This window comes from Pseudomonas sp. WS 5412, from assembly GCF_012985615.1.
GTDB classification, from domain to species: domain Bacteria; phylum Pseudomonadota; class Gammaproteobacteria; order Pseudomonadales; family Pseudomonadaceae; genus Aquipseudomonas; species Aquipseudomonas shahriarae.
Genome location: NZ_JAARMB010000005.1, coordinates 240672 through 261878 on the forward strand (window position 1 = coordinate 240672; position 21207 = coordinate 261878).

General features: G+C 62.2%; 16 protein-coding genes. 13 read left to right on the top strand and 3 right to left on the bottom strand.

Annotated elements, in window-relative coordinates:
* Positions 1–4: 4 nt before the first annotated feature.
* The 3 genes from tssK to tagH are packed head-to-tail and all read right to left on the bottom strand — an operon-like array spanning position 5 to position 3248.
* Positions 5–1339, bottom strand: a complete 1335-nt coding sequence (gene tssK / locus HBR94_RS09710) for a type VI secretion system baseplate subunit TssK (protein ID WP_057444220.1) — start codon at positions 1337–1339, stop codon at positions 5–7.
* An 18-nt stretch (positions 1340–1357) separates the two neighbouring features.
* A complete protein-coding gene (gene tssJ / locus HBR94_RS09715; protein WP_120734343.1) occupies positions 1358–1864 on the bottom strand; it encodes a type VI secretion system lipoprotein TssJ in 507 nt (168 codons plus the stop codon).
* A gap of 43 nt (positions 1865–1907) precedes the next feature.
* A complete protein-coding gene (tagH, locus tag HBR94_RS09720) occupies positions 1908–3248 on the bottom strand; it encodes a type VI secretion system-associated FHA domain protein TagH (RefSeq protein ID WP_120734344.1) in 1341 nt (446 codons plus the stop codon).
* Between the two features lie 402 nt (positions 3249–3650).
* On the opposite strand from tagH, the gene tssA reads away from it, so the two are divergent.
* The 13 genes from tssA (at position 3651) to HBR94_RS09785 (ending at position 21205) form a co-directional block, all read left to right on the top strand.
* The gene (gene tssA, locus HBR94_RS09725) at positions 3651–4670 is read left to right on the top strand and encodes a type VI secretion system protein TssA (RefSeq protein ID WP_170044618.1); all 1020 of its coding nucleotides are present in this window, start codon (positions 3651–3653) and stop codon (positions 4668–4670) included.
* A gap of 54 nt (positions 4671–4724) precedes the next feature.
* On the top strand, positions 4725–5231 hold the full coding sequence (gene tssB / locus HBR94_RS09730; RefSeq protein WP_010168268.1) for a type VI secretion system contractile sheath small subunit: 507 nt from the start codon (positions 4725–4727) through the stop codon (positions 5229–5231).
* A gap of 2 nt (positions 5232–5233) precedes the next feature.
* On the top strand, positions 5234–6730 hold the full coding sequence (tssC, locus tag HBR94_RS09735) for a type VI secretion system contractile sheath large subunit (RefSeq protein WP_057440528.1): 1497 nt from the start codon (positions 5234–5236) through the stop codon (positions 6728–6730).
* Between the two features lie 75 nt (positions 6731–6805).
* Positions 6806–7294: a type VI secretion system tube protein Hcp gene (locus HBR94_RS09740; RefSeq protein ID WP_029289879.1), complete on the top strand. Its 489-nt coding sequence runs from the start codon at positions 6806–6808 to the stop codon at positions 7292–7294.
* An 81-nt stretch (positions 7295–7375) separates the two neighbouring features.
* Complete coding sequence (locus HBR94_RS09745; protein WP_076963463.1) at positions 7376–7825, top strand: type VI secretion system amidase effector protein Tae4; 450 nt, start codon at positions 7376–7378, stop codon at positions 7823–7825.
* A complete protein-coding gene (locus HBR94_RS09750) occupies positions 7825–8259 on the top strand; it encodes a hypothetical protein (RefSeq protein WP_115129292.1) in 435 nt (144 codons plus the stop codon). Before HBR94_RS09745 ends, HBR94_RS09750 begins: the two co-directional genes overlap by 1 nt.
* Complete coding sequence (gene tssE / locus HBR94_RS09755) at positions 8253–8768, top strand: type VI secretion system baseplate subunit TssE (protein WP_057440531.1); 516 nt, start codon at positions 8253–8255, stop codon at positions 8766–8768. The genes HBR94_RS09750 and tssE overlap by 7 nt, the downstream gene beginning before the upstream one ends.
* Positions 8765–10621, top strand: a complete 1857-nt coding sequence (tssF, locus tag HBR94_RS09760; protein ID WP_170044628.1) for a type VI secretion system baseplate subunit TssF — start codon at positions 8765–8767, stop codon at positions 10619–10621. Before tssE ends, tssF begins: the two co-directional genes overlap by 4 nt.
* On the top strand, positions 10585–11628 hold the full coding sequence (tssG, locus tag HBR94_RS09765) for a type VI secretion system baseplate subunit TssG (RefSeq protein WP_057961026.1): 1044 nt from the start codon (positions 10585–10587) through the stop codon (positions 11626–11628). The genes tssF and tssG overlap by 37 nt, the downstream gene beginning before the upstream one ends.
* Positions 11621–14284, top strand: a complete 2664-nt coding sequence (tssH, locus tag HBR94_RS09770) for a type VI secretion system ATPase TssH (RefSeq protein WP_057961027.1) — start codon at positions 11621–11623, stop codon at positions 14282–14284. The genes tssG and tssH overlap by 8 nt, the downstream gene beginning before the upstream one ends.
* Positions 14285–14440: 156 nt before the next feature.
* Positions 14441–16381 carry a type VI secretion system Vgr family protein gene (locus HBR94_RS09775; protein ID WP_057961028.1) on the top strand — a complete coding sequence of 647 codons (1941 nt, stop codon included), beginning with the start codon at positions 14441–14443 and terminating at the stop codon, positions 16379–16381.
* A gap of 15 nt (positions 16382–16396) precedes the next feature.
* Positions 16397–16831, top strand: coding sequence for a DcrB-related protein (locus HBR94_RS09780; RefSeq protein WP_170044630.1), 435 nt, complete (start codon positions 16397–16399; stop codon positions 16829–16831).
* Between the two features lie 12 nt (positions 16832–16843).
* A complete protein-coding gene (locus HBR94_RS09785) occupies positions 16844–21205 on the top strand; it encodes an RHS repeat-associated core domain-containing protein (protein ID WP_170044632.1) in 4362 nt (1453 codons plus the stop codon).
* Positions 21206–21207: the final 2 nt, after the last annotated feature.

Sequence of the window (21207 nt, forward strand, 5' to 3'; positions counted from 1 at the left end):
CGGATTATCCTCGGATCGCCCAGAAGGCCAGGTTCAAGCCCGGGAACTGCCCGGCGATATGGAAGGCGAAGCCGCCGGAGTGAATCAGTTGCTGCCAATGCTCACTGCCGCGATCCAGCTCGTAGTAGGTGGAGCCCGCGTGGTAAGGGATTTGCCGTGGCGCCACCGGCAACGGCAACAGGCCGATGCCCGGCAGTTGCAGGTTGACCAGGTCGCGGATGTGCTCCACCGAGCCGACCTTGCTCTGCTGGCCGAAGCGCGCACGCAGGGTTTCGCCCGGGACATCGGCACGCACCACAAGGATGAAGCTGGCGCTGTCGATCAGGGTTTTGTCCGCCAGCATCGCCACATGCACGCCATAGGCTTTTTCGACAATCGGGATAGGCGTGGCCTTGCTGTCGATCAGCATCGACAGCGCCTCGCGCAGGGCCTGCATCACCGGGGCGAAGCTGAGGGCCAGGTCGTCATGCTGGTAGCGCGGGTATTCCTCGGGGCGCCGCCCCGAGGTGGAGAAGGTCGAGAACTCGCCGGCCAGGCTTACCAGTTCACTGAACAAACGCTCCGGGTGCAGCGGGCTCAACTGGCTCAGGTGCTGGATCAGCGGCTGGGCGCGGTTGACCAGTTGCAGCAGCATGAAGTCGGCAATCTCCGAGGCGCCACCGGCACCCGAGGCCACCACCCGCCCGGCCAGGGCTTCGCCGCGCTGGTGCAGCAGGCCCAGCAGTTCGCTGCGAAACGCCGTCAGCGGCTTGCTCGCGGCCACATCGAGCACCGGCGGGATGTAGCTGTCATCTAGCACCAGGGCGCGGTCCGCGCGTTTTTCCTTGATGCGCACCAGGCCGATGGCGGCGTAGTCGCTGATGCCATCGGCAGCGGTCAGCAAGCGCAAGGCACGGGAGCCGACGGCCACCGGCGCGCGGTTCTCGAAGGGTGCGTTGTCATCCCGCACCTCGCGCACCTGGCTCAGGTAACGTGCAGCGCCCAGGGGCTCGCCTTCGTCGACCGTATCGCGGGCACCGGCACGCTTGAGGGGCAAGGCCAGGTAAACCAGGCCGTCACGCAGGTTGTCGTCGATGTTCAGCGGGCTCGGCGCCAGGTCATCCTGGGGGATATTGAACGGTGTGCCATCGGGCAACAGGCCACGGGCCGAGACAATGGCCAGCTTGCCCTGGGCCAGCAGGCCCTGGTCGATCAGCAGTTCGGAAAACCCCCAGGCGCCGGCCGACAGCGGGCGGCTGCGGGCATCAATCAGGTTTTCCAGGTAACGGTCATGCTGCTGGAAGTGCTGCGTTCCGATGAACATGCCTTCCGACCAGACCACGCGATTGTTCCAGGACATGGGGGCTCCGATTGCTTCTTATTGGGCAGGGCTGGATGGGGAAACGCTGAGGTGCGCACGTACGGCGCGCACATCAAGGCTGATCTGGTATTCGCTGGCCTGGCGGGGCGGCACGCTGAACACCGTGCGCCATTGCGCGCGGTCCAGTTCGCGATAGCCCACCAGCAGGCCGATCTGCCGGGTGGCCGGATCGAGGTCGCGCTGGATGCTCAATTGCTGGCCGGGTTGGATCACCACTTCATCCTGGTCCAGCAGGTCCAGGCCAAGGGTCGGCTGGGCGCGATCTGCCAGGGCGAAATAGTCGGCACGGCTGAAGGCAGCGGCGTTTTTCAGCTCGAAAATCCGCACCCGCACCGGGGCTGGCTGGCCCGTGGTGCCGGGGTTGAGCCCAGCGATGGCATGGAAGTGCAACTCGACACGGGTGGTGTCGATTTGTGCCTCTGGCGCCTGGGGCGGCGCGGCATCCTTGGCACAGGCCGTCAGCAGCAACACGCTGGCGGCTGCGAGTAAAAACCTGAAAATCATCCTGCGTCCTCAATGACGTATGTGGCTGTCCGTTGTTCCGGTTTCAGCGCCGCTGTCGTGCGCTGTGTGCTTCATAGGCCCGGCTGAATTCACGGCCGAACAGGTCCTGGAAATCCTCCTGGGCCTCACGGGAAATACTGTTGTAGAGCTCAGTGAACTGTTGCCAGTACTGGGCCTGGCGCGAGCCGTTGAACAGGCTCGACAGCCCGCCGGGCTTGCCCATGCGCTCTTCCAATTGGGCCGGCTCGAAGCGCGTCAACAGATGCTTGATGGCCGCTTCGACACCGGCCATCACCGCCAGTTGGTGCGCGCGCAGGTCGTCGAAACTGTCGCGCACGGCCAGGTCCGGCGCCATAAACGCTTGGTTGCCGTGGCGTAGCAGCAGCAGTAACGCTTCGTCGGCATTCGGGGCGAATTTCAACGGATTGTTTTCCACCGGCTGGATCGTCGTCTGCTGCATGCGGAACTCGCCCTTGAGGCTGCTGCGTGCGCGCAGTACGTCGATCAAGCCTTCGACCATCAGCCGGTAGCTGCGGCCGATGCTTTCCATCTGCGCCTCGGCCTGGGCCTTGTCCAGGCGCAGTTGATCGAGACCGGCACCACGCAGGAAGGCTTGCAGCAAATCGGGTTGGTTGCCGTCTGCCACAGGGCCCGCGGGCTCGAGCACAGGGGGCGCGAGGGGCGGCTCAGGCGGCGCGATGACAGGTGGTGGCGGGCTGATCGACGGCGTAGGTGTTTCGCCAAACAGATCCCAGTCTTCTGGAATCACCGAGCCCGAGTTCAGCGGCTGCTCGGGGGCGGGCACGGTAACCGCCACGGGCGGGCGGAAATCATGCTGCTCAGCCGGCACATGGTCAGGCTGGGTGGGCGGCGGCACGGCCGTCGGCGTGAGGAAATCAAACAGGTCCGGTAGCGTGTCCATTGACGACGCCCCCTGGAACTGTGGGGCGATCACCGGGGTCGGCAGCGGCGTGGCCACACCGGCACCCTGGCGCCCCATGAGGGCTTCGAAACTATTGGAGCCGTCAGTGCCGAAAGGCTGGCTGTCGGTCACCTTCACCCCGGAATCAATCCGTGCCTGGATCTCGTAATCGCCGATGCGGATCAATTCACCATCTTGTAATGGCTCACTGTTTCCCCGGCGCAAACGAATGCCGGCGTTAACCAATTCCACACCATTAGTACTGTTATCGGTTAGATAGTAACGACCATCTTTGTATTGAATAACGCAATGTTGCGCGGAGACCAAACGTTCTGGATCAGGCAATATCCAGTCGTTTTCACTGGAGCGGCCAATTGCCATCACTCCATTATCCATGGACTTTTCCGGACATTGACCTGGGGTGATCTTGTGATAACTAGTAATAGTCAAACACAGTGACATCTTGCCTCCTTGCTGTACCTCACGCGCGAGCGGTCCAAGGGAAATACCTTCCCAAGCGCGCCCTGGCAAATCCTTTAAACCACGCCAAAAAGGCTGGCTTATCAGCATGATCGCCGATTTTAACCAGTCAATGTGACAAAAAGCGTCAGGGAATTCCTATTTTGACTCACAGGTCGTACAGGTTGTTAAACACCGCACATCTGTCACACAGGACGAATAGCTTACCTTGACAACGCATAACTACTACACCAAAAATGCACAACTTCTTGAAGATGAGTAGTGGCACATTGAAATCAATGCGCTGACCTGACCAGGAAAACATGCCGATAAATTGCGCAACTAGCCGCGCAACTAACGCATGAATTGCCCAAGACTAAAGGGCCGATATGGAGATCGAATTTGGTGGATGTGCCGTTGCTGCTCACCGCTGTTTCTGCGACTTCGCCGTGTGGCGAAGACTTGGAATATGACGCGGATTTCCTGCACTTGGAACGTGCTGCCCAGGGTCAACCCGAGCGCAGCATGGGCGACGCCATTTTGCCCGCCGAGCCGCCAGACTGGCGCAGCATCCAGCAACAGTGCCTGGACTTGCTGCAGCGCAGCAAAGACCTGCGCATCACTCATTTTTTGCTGCAAAGCTCCCTCGCCCTGCAAGGTGTTGGCGGGCTGGCCAGCGTCCTGACCCTGATCAGTGAACTGCTCCAGCAGTACTGGGCCGATCTGCATCCACGCCTGGATGCCGATGACCACAACGACCCCACCGTACGCATCAACGCCCTGGCGGGAATGACCTGCGACACGAACATCCGCCTGCTGCGCGAAAGTGTCCTCACGCGCTCGCGGGCGTTTGGCCCCGTGAGCCTGCGTGGCGCCCTGAACGCCAGCGGCCTGCAAAGTTTCCCCGGCGAAACCCTTGGTACCGAGCAACTGGCCGGGGCCTTCCTCGACAGTGATCCAGAGCAGCTGCAAGCCACCCACGCAGCCCTCGTCGAGGCCCGTGCGGCCTGTGAAAGCATTGAAAAACACGTCAGCGAGCAAGTCGGTTCCGCCCAGGGCGTAGACCTCGGCGCGCTGAAACACCTGCTCAAGCAGGCCCTGCAGATTTTCAGCCAGTTCGCTGCGCAGAGCGGCGACAGCCGTGAACCCGAGGTTGTCAGTGACGACAGCCACGCCTCGGTCGAACACGCCACCGCCCCTGCCGCTCCCCGCAATACTGGCGAGATCGCCAGCCGCGATGAGGTGCTGCGCGACCTGGACCGAATCCTTGCGTACTACACCCGGCACGAGCCTTCCAGCCCGTTGCCGGTGCTGTTGAACCGGGCGAAAAATCTGGTGCACGCCGATTTCGCGACCATCGTGCGCAATCTGATTCCCGACGGCATGTCCCAATTTGAAAACCTGCGCGGCCCGGACGGCGAGTAAGCCGCCCGACTGAGCAGTAACAACACCGTCGCTCAAGCGACCAGGAGCAGCAACGTGGCGAAGCAAAGTTCTCAGAAATTCATCGCGCGCAACCGCGCGCCTCGAGTGCAGATCGAGTACGACGTCGAGCTTTACGGCGCCGAGAAAAAGGTCCAACTGCCCTTCGTGATGGGTGTGATGGCCGACCTCGCCGGCAAGCCCGCCGAGCCTCTGGCGCCGGTCGCTGATCGCAAGTTCCTTGAAGTGGACGTCGACAACTTCGACTCACGCCTCAAGGCCATGCAGCCGCGCGTAGCCTTCCACGTACCCAACGAGCTGACCGGCGAAGGCAACCTGAGCCTGGACATCACCTTTGAAAGCATGGACGACTTCAGCCCGGCTGCCGTGGCGCGCAAGGTCGACTCGCTGAACAAGCTGCTCGAAGCGCGTACCCAGCTGGCCAACCTGCTGACCTACATGGACGGCAAGACTGGCGCTGAAGAAATCATCATGAAGGCGATCAAGGACCCGGCACTGCTGCAGGCCCTTGCGAGCGCGCCAAAACCTGCTGGGGACCAGTAATCATGAGCGAGAATACCGCCCGCGAAGGCGCACAGAACCTGGGCGCCACCGAAGAAACCAGTGAGTTCGCCTCGCTGTTGCTGCAAGAATTCAAGCCCAAGACCGAGCGTGCCCGCGAAGCCGTCGAGACGGCCGTGCGCACCCTGGCCGAGCAGGCCCTGGCGCAAACCGACCTGGTCTCCAACGACGCGATCAAGTCGATCGAGTCGATCATCGCCGCCATCGACGCCAAGCTCACCGCCCAGGTCAACCAGGTGATTCACCACCCGGATTTCCAGCAACTGGAAAGCGCCTGGCGTGGCCTGCACTACCTGGTCAACAACACCGAGAGCGACGAGCAGCTGAAGATTCGCGTGCTCAATATCTCCAAGACTGACCTGCACAAGACCCTGAAGAAATTCAAGGGCACCGCGTGGGACCAGAGCCCGATCTTCAAGAAGATGTACGAAGAAGAATACGGCCAGTTCGGCGGCGAACCTTACGGTTGCCTGGTGGGCGATTACTACTTCGACCAGTCGCCACCTGACGTGGAACTGCTGGGCGAGCTGTCGAAAGTCTGCGCCGCGATGCACTCACCGTTCATCGCAGCTGCATCGCCGACTGTGATGGGCATGGGCTCGTGGCAGGAACTGTCGAACCCGCGTGACCTGACCAAGATCTTCACCACCCCGGAATACGCCGGCTGGCGCTCGCTGCGCGAATCGGAAGACTCGCGCTACATCGGCCTGACCATGCCGCGTTTCCTGGCACGCCTGCCATATGGCGCCAAGACTGACCCGGTGGAAGCCTTCGCCTTCGAAGAAAACACCGACGGCGCCGACAGCTCGAAGTACACCTGGGCCAACGCCGCGTACGCGATGGCGGTGAACATCAACCGTTCGTTCAAGCACTACGGCTGGTGCTCGCGCATCCGTGGCGTGGAATCTGGCGGTGAAGTGGAAAACCTGCCGGCCCACACCTTCCCCACCGATGACGGTGGTGTGGACATGAAGTGCCCGACCGAAATCGCCATCAGCGACCGCCGTGAAGCGGAGCTGGCGAAGAACGGTTTCATGCCACTGCTGCACAAGAAAAACACCGACTTCGCCGCGTTCATCGGCGCCCAGTCGTTGCAGAAACCGGCCGAATACGACGACCCGGACGCCACCGCCAACGCCAACCTGGCCGCGCGCCTGCCGTACCTGTTCGCCACCTGCCGTTTCGCCCACTACCTGAAGTGCATCGTGCGCGACAAGATCGGTTCCTTCAAAGAGAAGGACGAGATGCAGCGCTGGTTGCAGGACTGGATCCTCAACTACGTCGACGGCGACCCGGCGCACTCCACCGAAACCACCAAGGCCCAGCACCCATTGGCTGCGGCGGAAGTGATCGTGGAAGACGTCGAAGGCAACCCGGGGTACTACAACTCCAAGTTCTACCTGCGTCCGCACTACCAGCTCGAAGGGCTGACCGTGTCGCTGCGCCTGGTATCGAAACTGCCTTCGGCAAAAAGCGCGTAAGTCATTCGCTTGTTCCCACGCTCCGCGTGGGAACGATCACCAAATCAAGTGGCCCGTGCCACACAGGGAGAAAACATGGCTGTTGATATTTTCATCAAGATCGGCGACATCAAGGGCGAGTCCATGGACAAGGCCCACAAGGACGAAATCGACGTGCTGAACTGGAGCTGGGGCATGGCCCAGTCCGGCAACATGCACGTTGGCAGTGGCGGCGGTGCGGGCAAGGTGAATATCCAGGACCTGTCGCTGACCAAGTACGTGGACAAGGCTTCGCCTAACCTGATGATGCATTGCGCCAGCGGCAAGCACATCGACAAGGTCAAGCTGACCGTGCGCAAGGCCGGCGGCGAAAGCCAGGTCGAGTACATGATCATCAACCTCGAAGAAGTACTGATCACCTCCCTGAGCACCGGCGGTTCGGGCAGCGATGATCGCCTGACCGAAAACGTCACCCTGAACTTTGCCCAGGTGATGGTCGACTACCAGCCGCAGAAAGCCGACGGCACCAAGGACGGCGGCCCGATCAAGTTCGGCTGGAATATCCGTTCCAACACCAAGCGTTGATACGAAGCCCCCCGGCGCCACACGCCGGGGGATTTTGGTGCTTGCTCGAATTTCGACCTTCCTCTTTTCGGTATCTGAGTCATGGCCAAACCTTCGTTTATTAATTTGTGGAACAGCTATCCGCGCTACACCTATGCCGACCCCGCGTGCAACGATGGCTGGGCAAACCAGTGCGCCATTCGCGTGAGCATCGCGCTGTGCGGCGAACGCACGCTACCGGTCAACTCGTCGACCTATAACCTCGGCCCGCTCTGTGTGCACGGACACGCCCGAGGCGCAGAATCGCTGGCGCACTGGCTGTCGAAAAAACGCCAGCTCAGCCCACCAAAGACCTATACCACCAGCGTGGCCGACCGCGCCATATTGCGGGGCAAGACCGGCATCATTTTCTTCAAGGACTGCTACCAGACCAATACAGATCGGGCTGGCCGGCCCACTGGCGACCATATCGACCTGTGGAACCGTGGCCTGACCAAGAGTGGTGATCTGTCCTCAAGCGCCAAGGAAATCTGGTTCTGGGAGCTTTTGTAATGCGCAGGCCTTTTATTGTTGCAGTCCTGGCCGCGAACCTTGTGAGCCTGAGCGCATGCGCGGCAGAAGACGCACCTACGCCAACCGCTTCCACACAAGCGATGTTTGTCGGCCAGCCCCTGAGCCTGATGGACGACCAAGGTCGCTGCACACTGGTCAAGCCCGACCAGACTCGCATGCAGTTAGACATGGAATGGCCTTGCAGCTTCAGCCTGGATGCACAGCAGAAGCTGCGGGTAGAGACGTTCAACAACACTCCGATTTTTGCGGTCTGGCGTAGCGAGAAAATGCCTGCGCCCAGCCATGACTGCCTGAGCAAGATGCAAGCTGTTCGCCAGTTTCAGGGGACTTTTGAGGCAGGGGCAGTTAGCACCTTTGCGGCCTGCGGCTCGGGTGGTGACCAAAAAATGTATGTAGCGCCCTTTACGTGGTAACCGAAATCGCCACCCGCGACCGCCTGCAACCGTCCCTGTTGGACCGGTTGACCGACGACGAGCCGAGCAATCCCAAGGAAAGCGCGGACAAGCGCGTGCTGTCCCTGACCCAGCTCAAAGCCTCGGTGCTGCGGGACCTGGCGTGGCTGCTCAATACCACGTCGCTGCTCAGCGCCGATGCCACGTTGCACACCCCGGCGGGGACGTCGGTGATTAATTACGGCCTGCCGGCGCTGGCGGGCAACAGTGCATCGAGTGTCGATATCAATGCTCTGGAAGCCCTGATCTACCAGGCGATTGCCACCTTCGAGCCGCGCATCCTGCGCCACACCCTGCGGGTCAAGGCGCGCGTGGCCCATGGCGAGATGAATCACAACGCCCTGAGTTTCGAGATCGAAGGCGACCTGTGGGCGCAGCCGGTGCCCTTGCGCCTGCTGCTGCAGACCGACCTGGACCTGGAGTCCGGCCATGTACGTGTGGTCAATGCCGACCAGCGGAGACGCCCATGAACCCGCGCCTGCTGGAGCTGTACAACCAGGAACTGCACCATGTGCGCGAGAGCGCTGCGGAGTTCGCCAAGGAATACCCGAAGATCGCCAGCCGGCTGACCCTGTCCGGCATGGACTGCGCCGACCCGTACGTCGAGCGTTTGCTCGAAGGCTTCGCTTATCTCACCGCCCGGGTGCAGCTCAAGCTCGATGCCGAGTACCCGACCTTCACCCACAATCTGCTGGAAATCGCCTACCCGCACTACCTGGCGCCGACCCCGTCGATGACCGTGGTGCAGCTGCAGGCCGATCCCGATGAGGGCTCCCTGGCCAGCGGCTTTCCACTGCCTCGCGACACCGTATTGCGTGCCGCCCTGGGCCGCGAAACCCAGACCTGCTGCGAGTACCGCACCGCGCATCCGGTGATGCTGTGGCCGTTGCAGGTCAGCCAGGCCGATTACTTCGGCAACCCGTCCGCCGTGCTCGGGCGCCTGGCCGCCAGCGAACCCAAGGCCAAGGCCGGTTTGCGCCTGACCTTGCGTACCGGCGCCGAGCTGCCCTTCAACAGCCTGGCCCTGGACAGCCTGCCGCTGTACCTGAGCGGCGCCGATGAGCAACCGTTCCGCCTCTACGAGCAGTTGCTCGGCAATGTTTGCGCGGTGTTTGCGCGCCAGCCCGGCGGTGACTGGGTGGAGCGTCTGCCACAGGACGCACTGCGTCCGCGCGGGTTCGACGACGCCGAGGCGGCGATGCCAGTGGTATCGCGGGCGTTCCAGGGTTATCGCCTGTTGCAGGAATACTTCGCCCTGCCCCATCGCTTCCTGTTCGTCGAGTTCGCTGAACTGAGCCGCGCGGTACGACGCTGCGATGGCCAGGAGTTGGAGTTGATCGTGCTGTTCGACCGCCACGACCCGAGCCTGGAAGGCAGTGTGGGCGCCGCGCAATTCGTGCCGTTCTGCACCCCGGCGATCAACCTGTTCCCCAAGCGCGTGGACCGGATTCACCTGTCCGAACGGGTCAACGAGCACCATGTGATTGCCGACCGCACTCGGCCCATGGACTTCGAGATTCACTCCCTGAGCGGCATCACCGGCCATGGCACCGGGCCGGAACAAGCCTTTTTACCGTTCTACGCCGTGCGCGATCCGTCGCGCTACGGCCGCGACCAGAGTTATTACAGCGTGCGCCGCGAGCCACGCGTGCTATCCAGCGACCAGCGGCGCAATGGCCCGCGCTCCACGTATGTGGGCAGCGAGACCTTTGTCAGCCTGGTCGACAGTCAGCAGGCGCCCTACCGCCACGACCTGCGCCAACTGGGCGTGACCGCGCTGTGCACCAACCGCGACCTGCCGCTGTTCATGAGCGTGGGCAACGGCAAGACTGACTTCACCCTGTCCGACAGCGCCCCGGTGCTGGCCGTGCGCTGCGTCGCCGGGCCCAGCCGTCCGCGCGCCAGCCACGCCCATGATGCCAAGGCCTGGCGGCTGATCAGCCAGTTGTCGCTCAACTACCTGTCCCTCAGCGAGGGCCAGGGCGCCGCCGCGTTGCGTGAACTGCTGCGCCTGTATGGCGACAGCAACGACGCCGCCCTGCAACTGCAGATCGAAGGCCTGCGCGAGGTCAGCAGCAAAGCGGTGACCCGCCGCCTACCGATGCCCGGCCCGATCGTGTTTGGTCGTGGCCTGGAGATCACCCTGGAATTTGATGAAAACGCGTTTCGCGGTACCGGCGTGTTCCTGCTCGGTGCGGTGCTGGAACGGTTCCTGGCGCGTTATGTGTCGATCAACAGTTTTACCGAGACGGTGATCCGTACCACCGAACGCGGCGAGATCATGCGATGGAAAGCCAAGCCCGGACGTCGTCCGACCCTGTGAGTACCCTGGAGGCGATGCACCAGGAGCCCTGGGAATATGACTTCTTCCAGGCGCTGCGCCGTATCGAGTGCGAATCGCCGGACTTGCCGCGCCTGGGCCATTCCCTGCGCCTGGCCGATGACCCGTTGCGCCTCGGACAACAGGCCGATTGCACCTTCGCCCCGGCCACCCTGGCGTCGGTAGCGCCCGGCGCCGACGGCACGCCTGCGCGCCTGGAGCAGTTCTTTTTTGGCCTCGGCGGCCCCAATGGCCCGCTGCCGCTGCACATCACCGAATACGTGCGCGAACGCCAGCGCAACAACGCCGACAGCACCAGCAAGCGCTTCCTGGATGTGTTCCACCACCGCCTGCTGACCCTGTTCTACCGCGCCTGGGCCGAAGCACGGCCGACCGTCAGCCATGATCGGCCCGACGATGATTACTGGTCCGCACGCCTCGCCGCCTTGAGTGGCCGGGGCATGCCCAGCCTGCTCGACCAGGGCCTGATCCCCGACACCGCAAAGCTGCATTACAGCGGCCACCTCTCGGCACAAACCCGCTACCCGGACGGCCTGAAGGCGATTCTCGGCGAGTATTTCGGCCTGCCGGTGGAGATTGAAGAGTACGTCGGCCAATGGCTGGAGCTGCCAGAGCGCAGCCGGGTCAGCGTCAGCGCCAATCAGTTGGGCGTGGACTTCTGCCTGGGCAGCCATGTGTGGGACCGCCAGCATAAATTTCGCATCCGCCTGGGCCCGCTCATGCTGGACGACTACATGGGCATGTTGCCCGGCAGCCAGCCGTTCAACGAACTTGTGGCCTGGGTTGCCGAGTACCTGGGCCATGAACTGGACTGGGACTTGAACCTGGTTCTGCAACAACCCGAAGTCCCGGCGCTGCAACTCAACGGCCAGTTCCGCCTGGGCTTCAACACGTGGCTCGGCCAACCCGGGCACGACGCCAACGACCTAATCCTGGCCCGGCATTACGCCGATCAGGCCACCACCTCAAGGAATTCAGAGCATGGGTGAAATCAGTCGCGCCGCACTGTTCGGCAAACTCAACAGCGTGGCCTACAAAGCCATCGAAGCCGCCACGGTGTTCTGCAAATTGCGCGGTAACCCCTACGTGGAGCTGGCCCACTGGTTTCATCAGTTGCTGCAACTGCAGGACTCGGACCTGCATCGCATCATCCGCCAGTTCAACGTCGAGCCGGCGCGCCTGGCCCGCGACCTCACCGAAGCCCTGGACCGCCTGCCCCGTGGCTCGACCTCGATCACCGACCTGTCGTCCCACGTGGAAGAAGCAGTAGAGCGCGGCTGGGTGTACGGCAGCCTGATGTTTGGCGAAAGCCAGGTGCGTACCGGCTACCTGGTGCTGGGCATTCTGAAGACGCCGAGCCTGCGGCATGCGCTGCTGGGTTTGTCGGGGGAGTTCGACAAGATCAAGGCCGAGGCCCTGAGCGAGCGCTTTGATGAATATGTCGGTGATTCGCCGGAAAACGCCCTGAGCGCCAGTGACGGTTTCAACGCCGGTGCAGTGCCGGGCGAAGCCAGCGGCGCCATGGCGCCGAGTGCCATGGGCAAGCAGGAAGCTCTCAAGCGTTTCACCGTGGACCTCACCGAGCAGGCGCGCAGCGGCAAGCTCGACCCGATCGTGGGGCGTGACGAAGAAATTCGCCAACTGGTGGATATCCTGATGCGTCGACGCCAGAACAACCCGATCCTCACCGGTGAGGCCGGGGTGGGCAAGACGGCGGTGGTCGAAGGTTTTGCCCTGCGCATCGTCGCCGGCGACGTGCCGCCGGCGTTGAAGGACGTAGAACTGCGCAGCCTGGATGTGGGCCTGCTGCAAGCCGGCGCCAGCATGAAAGGCGAATTCGAACAGCGCCTGCGCCAGGTCATCGAAGACGTCCAGGCCTCGCCAAAACCGATCATCCTGTTTATCGACGAAGCCCACACCCTGGTCGGTGCCGGTGGCGCCGCCGGCACCGGTGATGCAGCCAACCTGCTCAAGCCGGCCCTGGCCCGTGGCACCTTGCGCACGGTGGCGGCCACCACCTGGGCCGAGTACAAGAAGCACATCGAGAAAGACCCGGCCCTGACCCGCCGCTTCCAGGTAGTGCAAGTGGCCGAGCCGTCGGAAGACAAGGCGCTGCTGATGATGCGCGGCGTGGCCTCGACCATGGAAAAACACCACCAGGTGCAGATCCTCGATGAAGCCCTGGAAGCCTCGGTGAAGCTGTCCCACCGCTATATCCCGGCACGCCAGTTGCCGGATAAATCGGTGAGCCTGCTGGACACCGCCTGCGCCCGCGTCGCCATCAGCCTGCACGCAGTGCCGGCCGAGGTGGACGACAGTCGCCGCCGTATCGAAGCCCTGGAAACCGAGCTGCAAATCATCGCCCGTGAGCATGCTATCGGCATCGCCATTGGTGCACGCCAGAGCAATAGCGAAGCCTTGCTGAGCGCCGAGCGCGAGCGCCTGGCAACGCTGGAAAGCCGCTGGGCCGACGAGAAAACCCTGGTGGACGAGCTGCTCGCCACCCGGGCGACCCTGCGCGAGAAGGCTGGCGCTGTCGACAGCGGCAACGACGAGTTGCGCGCACAACTGGTGGACCTGCAACAGCGCCTCAGCGCCCTGCAAGGCGAAACCCCGCTGATCCTGCCGACCGTGGATTACCAGGCCGTGGCCTCGGTGGTTGCCGACTGGACCGGCATCCCGGTGGGCCGTATGGCGCGCAATGAACTGGAGACGGTGCTCAACCTCGACCAGCACCTGAAGAAACGCATCATCGGCCAGGACCACGCGTTGCAGATGATCGCCAAGCGCATCCAGACCTCCCGCGCCGGCCTCGACAACCCGAGCAAGCCGATTGGCGTATTCATGCTGGCCGGCACCTCCGGCGTGGGCAAGACCGAAACCGCCCTGGCCCTGGCCGAAGCCATGTACGGCGGCGAGCAGAACGTGATCACCATCAACATGAGCGAGTTCCAGGAAGCCCATACCGTATCGACCCTCAAAGGTGCGCCACCGGGCTATATCGGCTATGGCGAAGGCGGCGTGCTGACCGAAGCCGTGCGGCGCAAACCCTACAGCGTGGTGCTGCTGGACGAAGTGGAAAAAGCTCACCCGGACGTGCATGAGATTTTCTTCCAGGTCTTCGACAAGGGCGTGATGGAGGACGGCGAAGGCCGGGTGATCGACTTCAAGAACACCTTGATCCTGCTGACCACCAACGCTGGCACCGAGCTGATTTCCCACGTCTGCAAAGACCCGGCAAACGTGCCCGACCCGGAGGACATCGCCAAGGCCCTGCGCCAGCCACTGCTGGAAATCTTCCCGCCGGCCCTGCTCGGGCGCCTGGTGACGATTCCGTATTACCCGCTCAGCGACGTGATGCTCAAGGCGATCACCCGCCTGCAACTGGACCGCATCAAGAAGCGTGTAGAGAACACCCACAAAGTCGCGTTCGACTACGACGACGCGGTGATCGACCTGATCGTCTCGCGCTGCACCGAAACCGAAAGCGGCGGGCGGATGATCGACACTATCCTCACCAACAGCCTGCTGCCGGACATGAGCCGTGAGTTCCTCACGCGCATGCTCGAAGGCAAGGCACTGGCCGGGGTACGAATCGGCACGCGGGATAACGAATTGCACTACACCTTCAGCGACACCGAATAACCTGACGAAGTGCAATCCAAATGTGGGAGCGGGCTTGCTCGCGAATACGGTGAGTCAGTCGCCGGATGTATCAACTGATGCACCGCATTCGCGAGCAAGCCCGCTCCCACATCGGATTCGGTTTCTTCAGTTATTAAGACACTTACGGGACAACCGATGCTTTTCAACCAAGCCTCACGCCTGGCCAAGATCACCAGCCCCCTGGGGCCGGATGTGCTGCTGCTCAATGAAATGGGCGGTGACGAAGAGTTGGGGCGGCTGTTCAGCTACGAGCTGCAACTGAACTCGCTGGACGCCAATATCGATCTCAACCAGTTGCTGGGCAAGCCGATGAGCGTCAGCCTGCAACTGGCGGATGGCGGCGAGCGGTATTTCCATGGGCTCGTCGCACGCTGCAGCCAGAACATCGACCAGGGCCAGTTCGCCAGTTACCAGGTGACCCTGCGCCCGTGGTTATGGCTGCTGAGCCGCACCTCCGACTGCCGGATTTTCCAGAACCTGAGCATCCCGCAGATCATCAAGCAGGTGTTCCGCGACCTGGGCTTTTCCGACTTCGAAGATGCCCTGAGCCGGCCGTATCGCGAGTGGGAATACTGCGTGCAGTACCGCGAGACCAGCTTCGATTTCGTCAGCCGCCTGATGGAACAGGAAGGCATCTACTACTTCTTCCGTCACGAGCAGGACCGCCATGTGCTGGTGCTGGCCGACGCCTATGGCGCCCACGCCACGGTGCCTGGCTACACCTCGGTGCCCTACTACCCCAAGGACGAGCAGCAGCGCGAACGCGACCATATGCACAACTGGCACCTGGTGCAGCAAGTCCAGCCCGGTTCCCTTGAGCTCAACGACTACGACTTTCAGCGCCCCAGCGCCAGCATCGACGTGCGCTCGGCCATGCCGCGCCCGCACACCGCCGGCGACTATCCGCTGTACGACTACCCCGGCACTTACGTCAAAAGCGAAGACGGCGAACACTACGCACGCACCCGTATCGAAGCCCTGCAAACCCTGCACGAACAAGTGGAGTTCAGCGGCAACGCCCGGGGCCTGGGCTCCGGCCATTTGTTCAGCCTCACCGGCTTCAGCCGCCGCGACCAGAACCGCGAGTACCTGATCCTCGGCGCACGCTACTACATCACCCAGGAGCGCCTGGAATCCGGAGGCGGCGCGGCGTCGGCGCAGTTCGACAGCAGCCTGACCTGCATCGACGCTCAACAGAGCTTCCGCCCGCTGGCCAACACCCACCGGCCCATCGTCAAAGGCCCGCAGACCGCACTGGTGGTCGGGCCCAAGGGCGAGGAAATCTGGACCGACCAGTATGGCCGGGTAAAGGTGCATTTCTATTGGGACCGCCACGATCAGTCCAACGAAAACAGCTCCTGCTGGATTCGCGTGTCGCAATCCTGGGCCGGCAAGAACTGGGGTTCGATGCAGATCCCGCGCATCGGCCAGGAAGTGATTGTGAGCTTCCTTGAGGGCGACCCGGACCGGCCGATCATTACCGGGCGGGTGTACAACGCCGAACAGACGGTGCCCTACGACCTGCCGGAAAACGCCACCCAGAGCGGGATGAAAAGCCGCTCCAGCAAGGGCGGCAGCCCGGCGAACTTCAATGAAATCCGCATGGAGGACAAGAAGGGCCTGGAGCAGCTGTACATCCATGCCGAGCGCAATCAGGACATCGTGGTGGAGGTGGATGAAAGCCACTCGGTGGGGCATGACCGCAACAAGAGCATTGGGCATAACGAGACGGTGACCATTGGCAATAACCGCCTGCGCATCGTCAAGCAGGAAGACGTGCTCTCCGTTGGCCAGAAGAAGACCGACAGCATCAGCCAGAGCTATGTCATCGAGGTCGGCGAAAACCTGCGCCTGGTGTGCGGGGAAAGCATCCTCGAGTTGAACGCCAGCGGGCAGATCAACCTCACTGGCGTGCAAATCAGCTTCTACGCCAGCGGCGACGCCGAATTCAACACCGGCGGCGTGCTGCACCTCAACAACGGCGGCGGGCCTGGCGCCACACCGGATGGCCAAGGTATAAAAACCAGCATCGACGCCAATATCAAAGCCGCGTTCCCCGCGCCTAAAAGCTCCTGACGAGACCTGTTTGCCATGACGTACCGCATCAACGAATTCCAGTTTCAACTGCCCGCCGGCGAGCTGCAGGACGCGACGATCAATATCCTCAAGTTCCCGGGACTGGGGACTTCGCTGATCGTCAGCCGCAGCTTGCTGGCGGAAGGCGAAACCTTGCACAGCAACTTCGACGACCAGCTCAAGCGCCTGGAAAAACAGGTGCAGGACCTGCGCTGCCTGCCCAGCGTGCCGGTACGCCTGGGCGCCGCCCAGGAGGTCGAAGGGATCGAGCTGCGCAGCCAGTTCAACAAGGGCAACGACAAGGTGTTCCAGTACCAGTTGGCCCTGGTGTTGCCGGGGACGCGCAAGATGCTTGCCTTGAGTTATGTAAAGGCCGACAAGCTTGGTGATGCTGAGGCGGCGCATTGGGCGATCATCAAAAACTCGTTGTCGTTCGACGTGCCTGCGTGATGGGCATCCTGCATGTCTGACGCGTTATGGGCCGCCCGAATGGGCGATGCCATGGACCACACGTCGATGATGGCCGACATTCTCGGCGGCGTGCTGGAGGTGGCGGCGAACATCGCGATTACGGCGCTGGCCACCGCTGCAGTAGTCGCCGCCACCGGGATCACGGTTGTCACGGGCGGGCTGGGGTGCTTCCTCCTCGGCGCGGTCGTGGGCGTGGTCGTGGGGCTTGCGATGAGCAAGAGCGGGGCCGACAAGGGCCTGAGCAATTTATGCGAGGGCATCGGCAACGCGCTGTTCCCACCGACGGTGCAGGCCAATATCCTCACCGGTTCCTTCGACACGTTTACCAATAACATCCCCTCGGCCCGTGCCGCCGGGGCGGTTGTGTCCCATGTGGCACCGGCCGGTACCGAGCTGGAAATGCAGGCGCCGGAAGAAGAAGCCAGTTACCTGGACATGGCAGGCGAGTTCTTCTCACAGATGTGGCGCCCCACCGTGGCTTCGCCTGCGCCAGGCACAGAGACCAAGCTCGAAGACCTGGTGCTTTGCATGAAGCACCCACCGATGCCGCCACAGTTCATGGCCGAAGGCTCGGCCAAGGTGACCATCAACGGCCAGCCCGCGGTACGCAGCGGTGACCGCAGCACCTGCGATGCGAAAGTGGTGTCCTCCGGGCTGATCTCCTCCGACGTCACCATCGGCGGCGGTTCGGTGGTGGTACGCGAAATTCGCAGCGGCAAGACCCCGGGGGTCGGGCTGGCCGTGACAGTGCTGCTGATGCTCAAGGGGGGCAAGGGCAAGTTCTTCAGCAAATTGCCGTGCATGCTGGTTGGCGGGGCGGTGTCGATGGCCGTCAGCAGTGCCATGGGTGCTGCGGCCAACGCGGCCATGGGCTCGTCGAACCCGGTACATGCGGCCACCGGGGCCAAGGTGCTCGGCGGCGATGATGATCTGGATTTCGTCCTGCCCGGCCTGTTGCCGATTGACTGGCAACGCGTCTACAACAGCCGCGACGAACGCCAAGGCAGCTTGTTTGGCGCCGGTTGGAGCGTGCCCTACGAAGTGTGCGTCGACGTGCTGCCCCACCCCGAAGGCGGCGATACGCTTGTCTACACCGACGAACAGGGCCGGCCCATCGACATGGGCACCATCCCCTTGGGCGGCGCGGTGTTCAGTGCCGGTGAAGGGCTTGCTGTACGGCGCCACCGCGATGGGCCGTTACTGATTGAAAGCGACGATGGTGTGTATCGCCTGTTCGAAGCCACCCCGGCAAACCCGTCGCGGCTGCGCCTGAGCCAACTGGGTGACCGCAACGACAACCGCATCTACCTTGATTATGACGAGGCCGGAAGCCTGGTGCGGCTGCGCGACACCTTCGACCTGGTGCAGGTCGAACTGATCCGCGACCCGCTCCACGTAACCCGCATCGAGCGCGTGTACCCCGATCAACGCCGAGAAGTGCTCGTCAGCTATGGTTACGACGCCATCGGCAACCTGGCCGAGGTACGCGATGCCAGCGGCCAGGTGCAACGGCGCTTCGCCTACGACACCAGGCAGCGCATGGTGGAACACCAGTTGCCCACCGGCTTGCACTGCTTTTACGAGTGGGCCCTGATGGATGGCCAGGAATGGCGGGTGGTCAAGCACTGGACCAATGAAGGCGATGCTTACCGGTTCGACTATGACCTGCTGGCCGGCACCACACGCATTACCGACAGCTTGCAGCGTGTCAGCACCCGGCACTGGAACAGCCAGCACCAGATCACCCGCTACAGTGACAACCTCGGCCAGACCTGGCTGTTCGAATGGAACGACGAGCGTCAATTGCTCAACGCCACCGACCCTCACGGCGGCCGCTATGAATACAGCTACGACGAGGCCGGCAACCTCATCGGCGAAACCGACCCACTGGGGCGCAGCGACTCGACGTTATGGCTCGAGCACTGGGCCCTGCCGTTGGTGCAAACCGACGCCGCCGGCAACAGCTGGCGCTACCGCTATGATCAGCGCGGCAACTGCACCGTCGCCATTGACCCGCTGGGCCATGTCACCCGTTATCGCTATGACGCCCATGGCCAAGTCGTCGAGATCATCGACGCCACGGGCAAAAGCAAAAAACTGCGCTGGAACCCGCTCGGGCAACTGCTCGAGCACGTCGACTGCTCGGGTTACCCGACACGGTTCAGCTACAACGAACAGGGCTTTTTGCAAGTCATCACCGACGCCCTCGGCGAACGTACCCAATTCCACTATGACGCCCAGGGCCGCCTGCTCAGCAGCCAATTACCCGACGGTCGTCGCGAGCAGTACCAGCGAGATATCAGCGGCCAACTGACCGCTTACACCGACCCGGCCGGCCACACCACACGCTATCAACACAACCGGCGCGGCCAGGTGCGCCAACGCACCGATGCCCATGGCCGGCAGGTGCAGTTCGGGTATGACAGCTTTGGTCGGCTGCAGGCGCTGATCAACGAGAACGGCGAACGTTATCGGTTTGTCTGGGATGATGGGGATCGGTTGACGGAGCAGCAAGATCTCGACGGCAGCGCCAAGCGCTACAGCTACGACCGCCTGGACAACGTCACCACCATGACCGCCCTGGCGGCACCTTACGACACAGGCATGGCCGTGGTCCCCGAGACGCCGCCCGCCCCCATCGTGCATCGACTGGAACGCGATGCGGTTGGCCGATTGATTGCCAAAACCACCGAAGATGGCCGTACCGACTACACCTACGATCCATTGGACCAGCTTACGGACGTGTCCTTCACCGACCTGCAGGGCAATGCCCAAGCCTTGAGCTTTGCCTATGACGCGGTTGGCCAATTGCTCACCGAACGCAGCTCGGCCGGCGAACTGCAGCACCACTACGATGAACTCGGCAACCTGATCCAGAGCCAACTGCCGGACGGCCGCTGGCTCAACCGCCTGTACTACGGCAGCGGCCATCTGCACCAGATCAACCTCGACGGCCAACTCATCAGTGACTTTGAGCGCGACCGCCTGCACCGCGAAGTCCTGCGCACCCAAGGCCAGATCAGCACCCGCAGCGAGTACGACCGCAGCGGCCGCCTGCGCGCGCGCCAACGCCGCCACACCAGCCAGCCGGCGTTGTTGCCGGCGGCGGTACAGAAGCACTTCGAATACGACCCCGCCGACAACCTGATCGGCAAGCTCGACCAGCAACCCTCTACGCAGCATCGCCAACTGCTGCACTACGACGCCACCGGCCGCGTCATCGCCAGCCAGGACAGCCTGCACGGCCAGCGCGAAACCTTCGCCTACGACGCGGCCGCCAACCTGTTGGACGGCCCACAGTCCGGGGCCGGGCTGGTGGTGCATAACAAGCTGCTGACCTATCAGGACAAACGCTACCGCTACGATGCCTTTGGCCGGATGATCGAAAAACGCAGCGGCGCCCGTGGCGTACAATACTTTGCCTACGACGCCGAAAGCCGGCTGATTGAAGTGCGCAATGAAGGCGGCAGCGTGGTGCGCATGGCCTACGACCCGCTGGGCCGACGCATCGGAAAAACCGAACATGACAGCAATGGCTATCCACTGGGCGAAACCCAGTTCATGTGGGACGGTTTACGCCTGTTACAGGAGCAAAAGCACAGCCAGACCAGCCTTTACCTCTATGAAGACGAAGGCTACCAACCCCTGGCCCGCGTCGATGGCATCGGGGCGCTGCAAAAAATTCGCTATTACCACAACGACCTCAATGGCTTGCCGGAGCAACTGACCGAGGCTGATGGGCACACCCTGTGGCAGGCGACTTATCGGGTGTGGGGCAATACCGTGGAGGAGGTGCGGGAGCCTTACTTTATTGAAGAGCAGAACCTGAGGTTCCAGGGGCAGTACCTGGATCGGGAGACGGGGCTGCATTTCAATACGTTCAGGTTTTATGATCCGGATGTGGGGCGGTTTACTACGCCGGATCCGATTGGGTTGGCGGGAGGTCTAAACACCTATGCCTACTCACCCAACCCATTCATGTGGTCAGACCCCTTGGGCCTGGCAGCCTGCGCCAAGAAAGTGGACGCCCTGCGTAACGGCCCTCAAAAAACCGTCGTAAAAGTGAAAACTAAAAAAGAAGCGAACGAGTTATTGAAAGAAGCATTTCCAAACAGCCAAAAAGTCAGAGGCATAGGATCGCAAGACGCCCAAGGTATAAGAAAGAAAAACAAGATGGACCAATTCAAAAAGAGAGATGGAAAAGTACGATACAGAAAAGATTACCCCATTAATAAAGAAACAGGTCGTGTTTATGGCCACGACGATCCGAAAGGTACAGGCCACGGTGAACTACCGCACGTCAACATTAAGCGCGCCGATGGCACAATGGTCCGCATTGATATTACAGGTTAGAG

What these genes read in the sequence shown, in the direction of transcription:
- HBR94_RS09775 (WP_057961028.1), top strand. Translation starts at nt 14,441, where the DNA reads ATGCTTTTCAACCAAGCCTCACGCCTGGCCAAGATCACCAGCCCCCTG.
- HBR94_RS09785 (WP_170044632.1), top strand. Translation starts at nt 16,844, where the DNA reads ATGTCTGACGCGTTATGGGCCGCCCGAATGGGCGATGCCATGGACCAC.
- tssF (WP_170044628.1), top strand. Translation starts at nt 8,765, where the DNA reads ATGAACCCGCGCCTGCTGGAGCTGTACAACCAGGAACTGCACCATGTG.
- tssG (WP_057961026.1), top strand. Translation starts at nt 10,585, where the DNA reads ATGGAAAGCCAAGCCCGGACGTCGTCCGACCCTGTGAGTACCCTGGAG.
- HBR94_RS09750 (WP_115129292.1), top strand. Translation starts at nt 7,825, where the DNA reads ATGCGCAGGCCTTTTATTGTTGCAGTCCTGGCCGCGAACCTTGTGAGC.
- tssJ (WP_120734343.1), bottom strand. Translation starts at nt 1,864, where the DNA reads ATGATTTTCAGGTTTTTACTCGCAGCCGCCAGCGTGTTGCTGCTGACG.
- tagH (WP_120734344.1), bottom strand. Translation starts at nt 3,248, where the DNA reads ATGTCACTGTGTTTGACTATTACTAGTTATCACAAGATCACCCCAGGT.
- HBR94_RS09745 (WP_076963463.1), top strand. Translation starts at nt 7,376, where the DNA reads ATGGCCAAACCTTCGTTTATTAATTTGTGGAACAGCTATCCGCGCTAC.
- tssK (WP_057444220.1), bottom strand. Translation starts at nt 1,339, where the DNA reads ATGTCCTGGAACAATCGCGTGGTCTGGTCGGAAGGCATGTTCATCGGA.
- HBR94_RS09740 (WP_029289879.1), top strand. Translation starts at nt 6,806, where the DNA reads ATGGCTGTTGATATTTTCATCAAGATCGGCGACATCAAGGGCGAGTCC.
- tssC (WP_057440528.1), top strand. Translation starts at nt 5,234, where the DNA reads ATGAGCGAGAATACCGCCCGCGAAGGCGCACAGAACCTGGGCGCCACC.
- HBR94_RS09780 (WP_170044630.1), top strand. Translation starts at nt 16,397, where the DNA reads ATGACGTACCGCATCAACGAATTCCAGTTTCAACTGCCCGCCGGCGAG.
- tssH (WP_057961027.1), top strand. Translation starts at nt 11,621, where the DNA reads ATGGGTGAAATCAGTCGCGCCGCACTGTTCGGCAAACTCAACAGCGTG.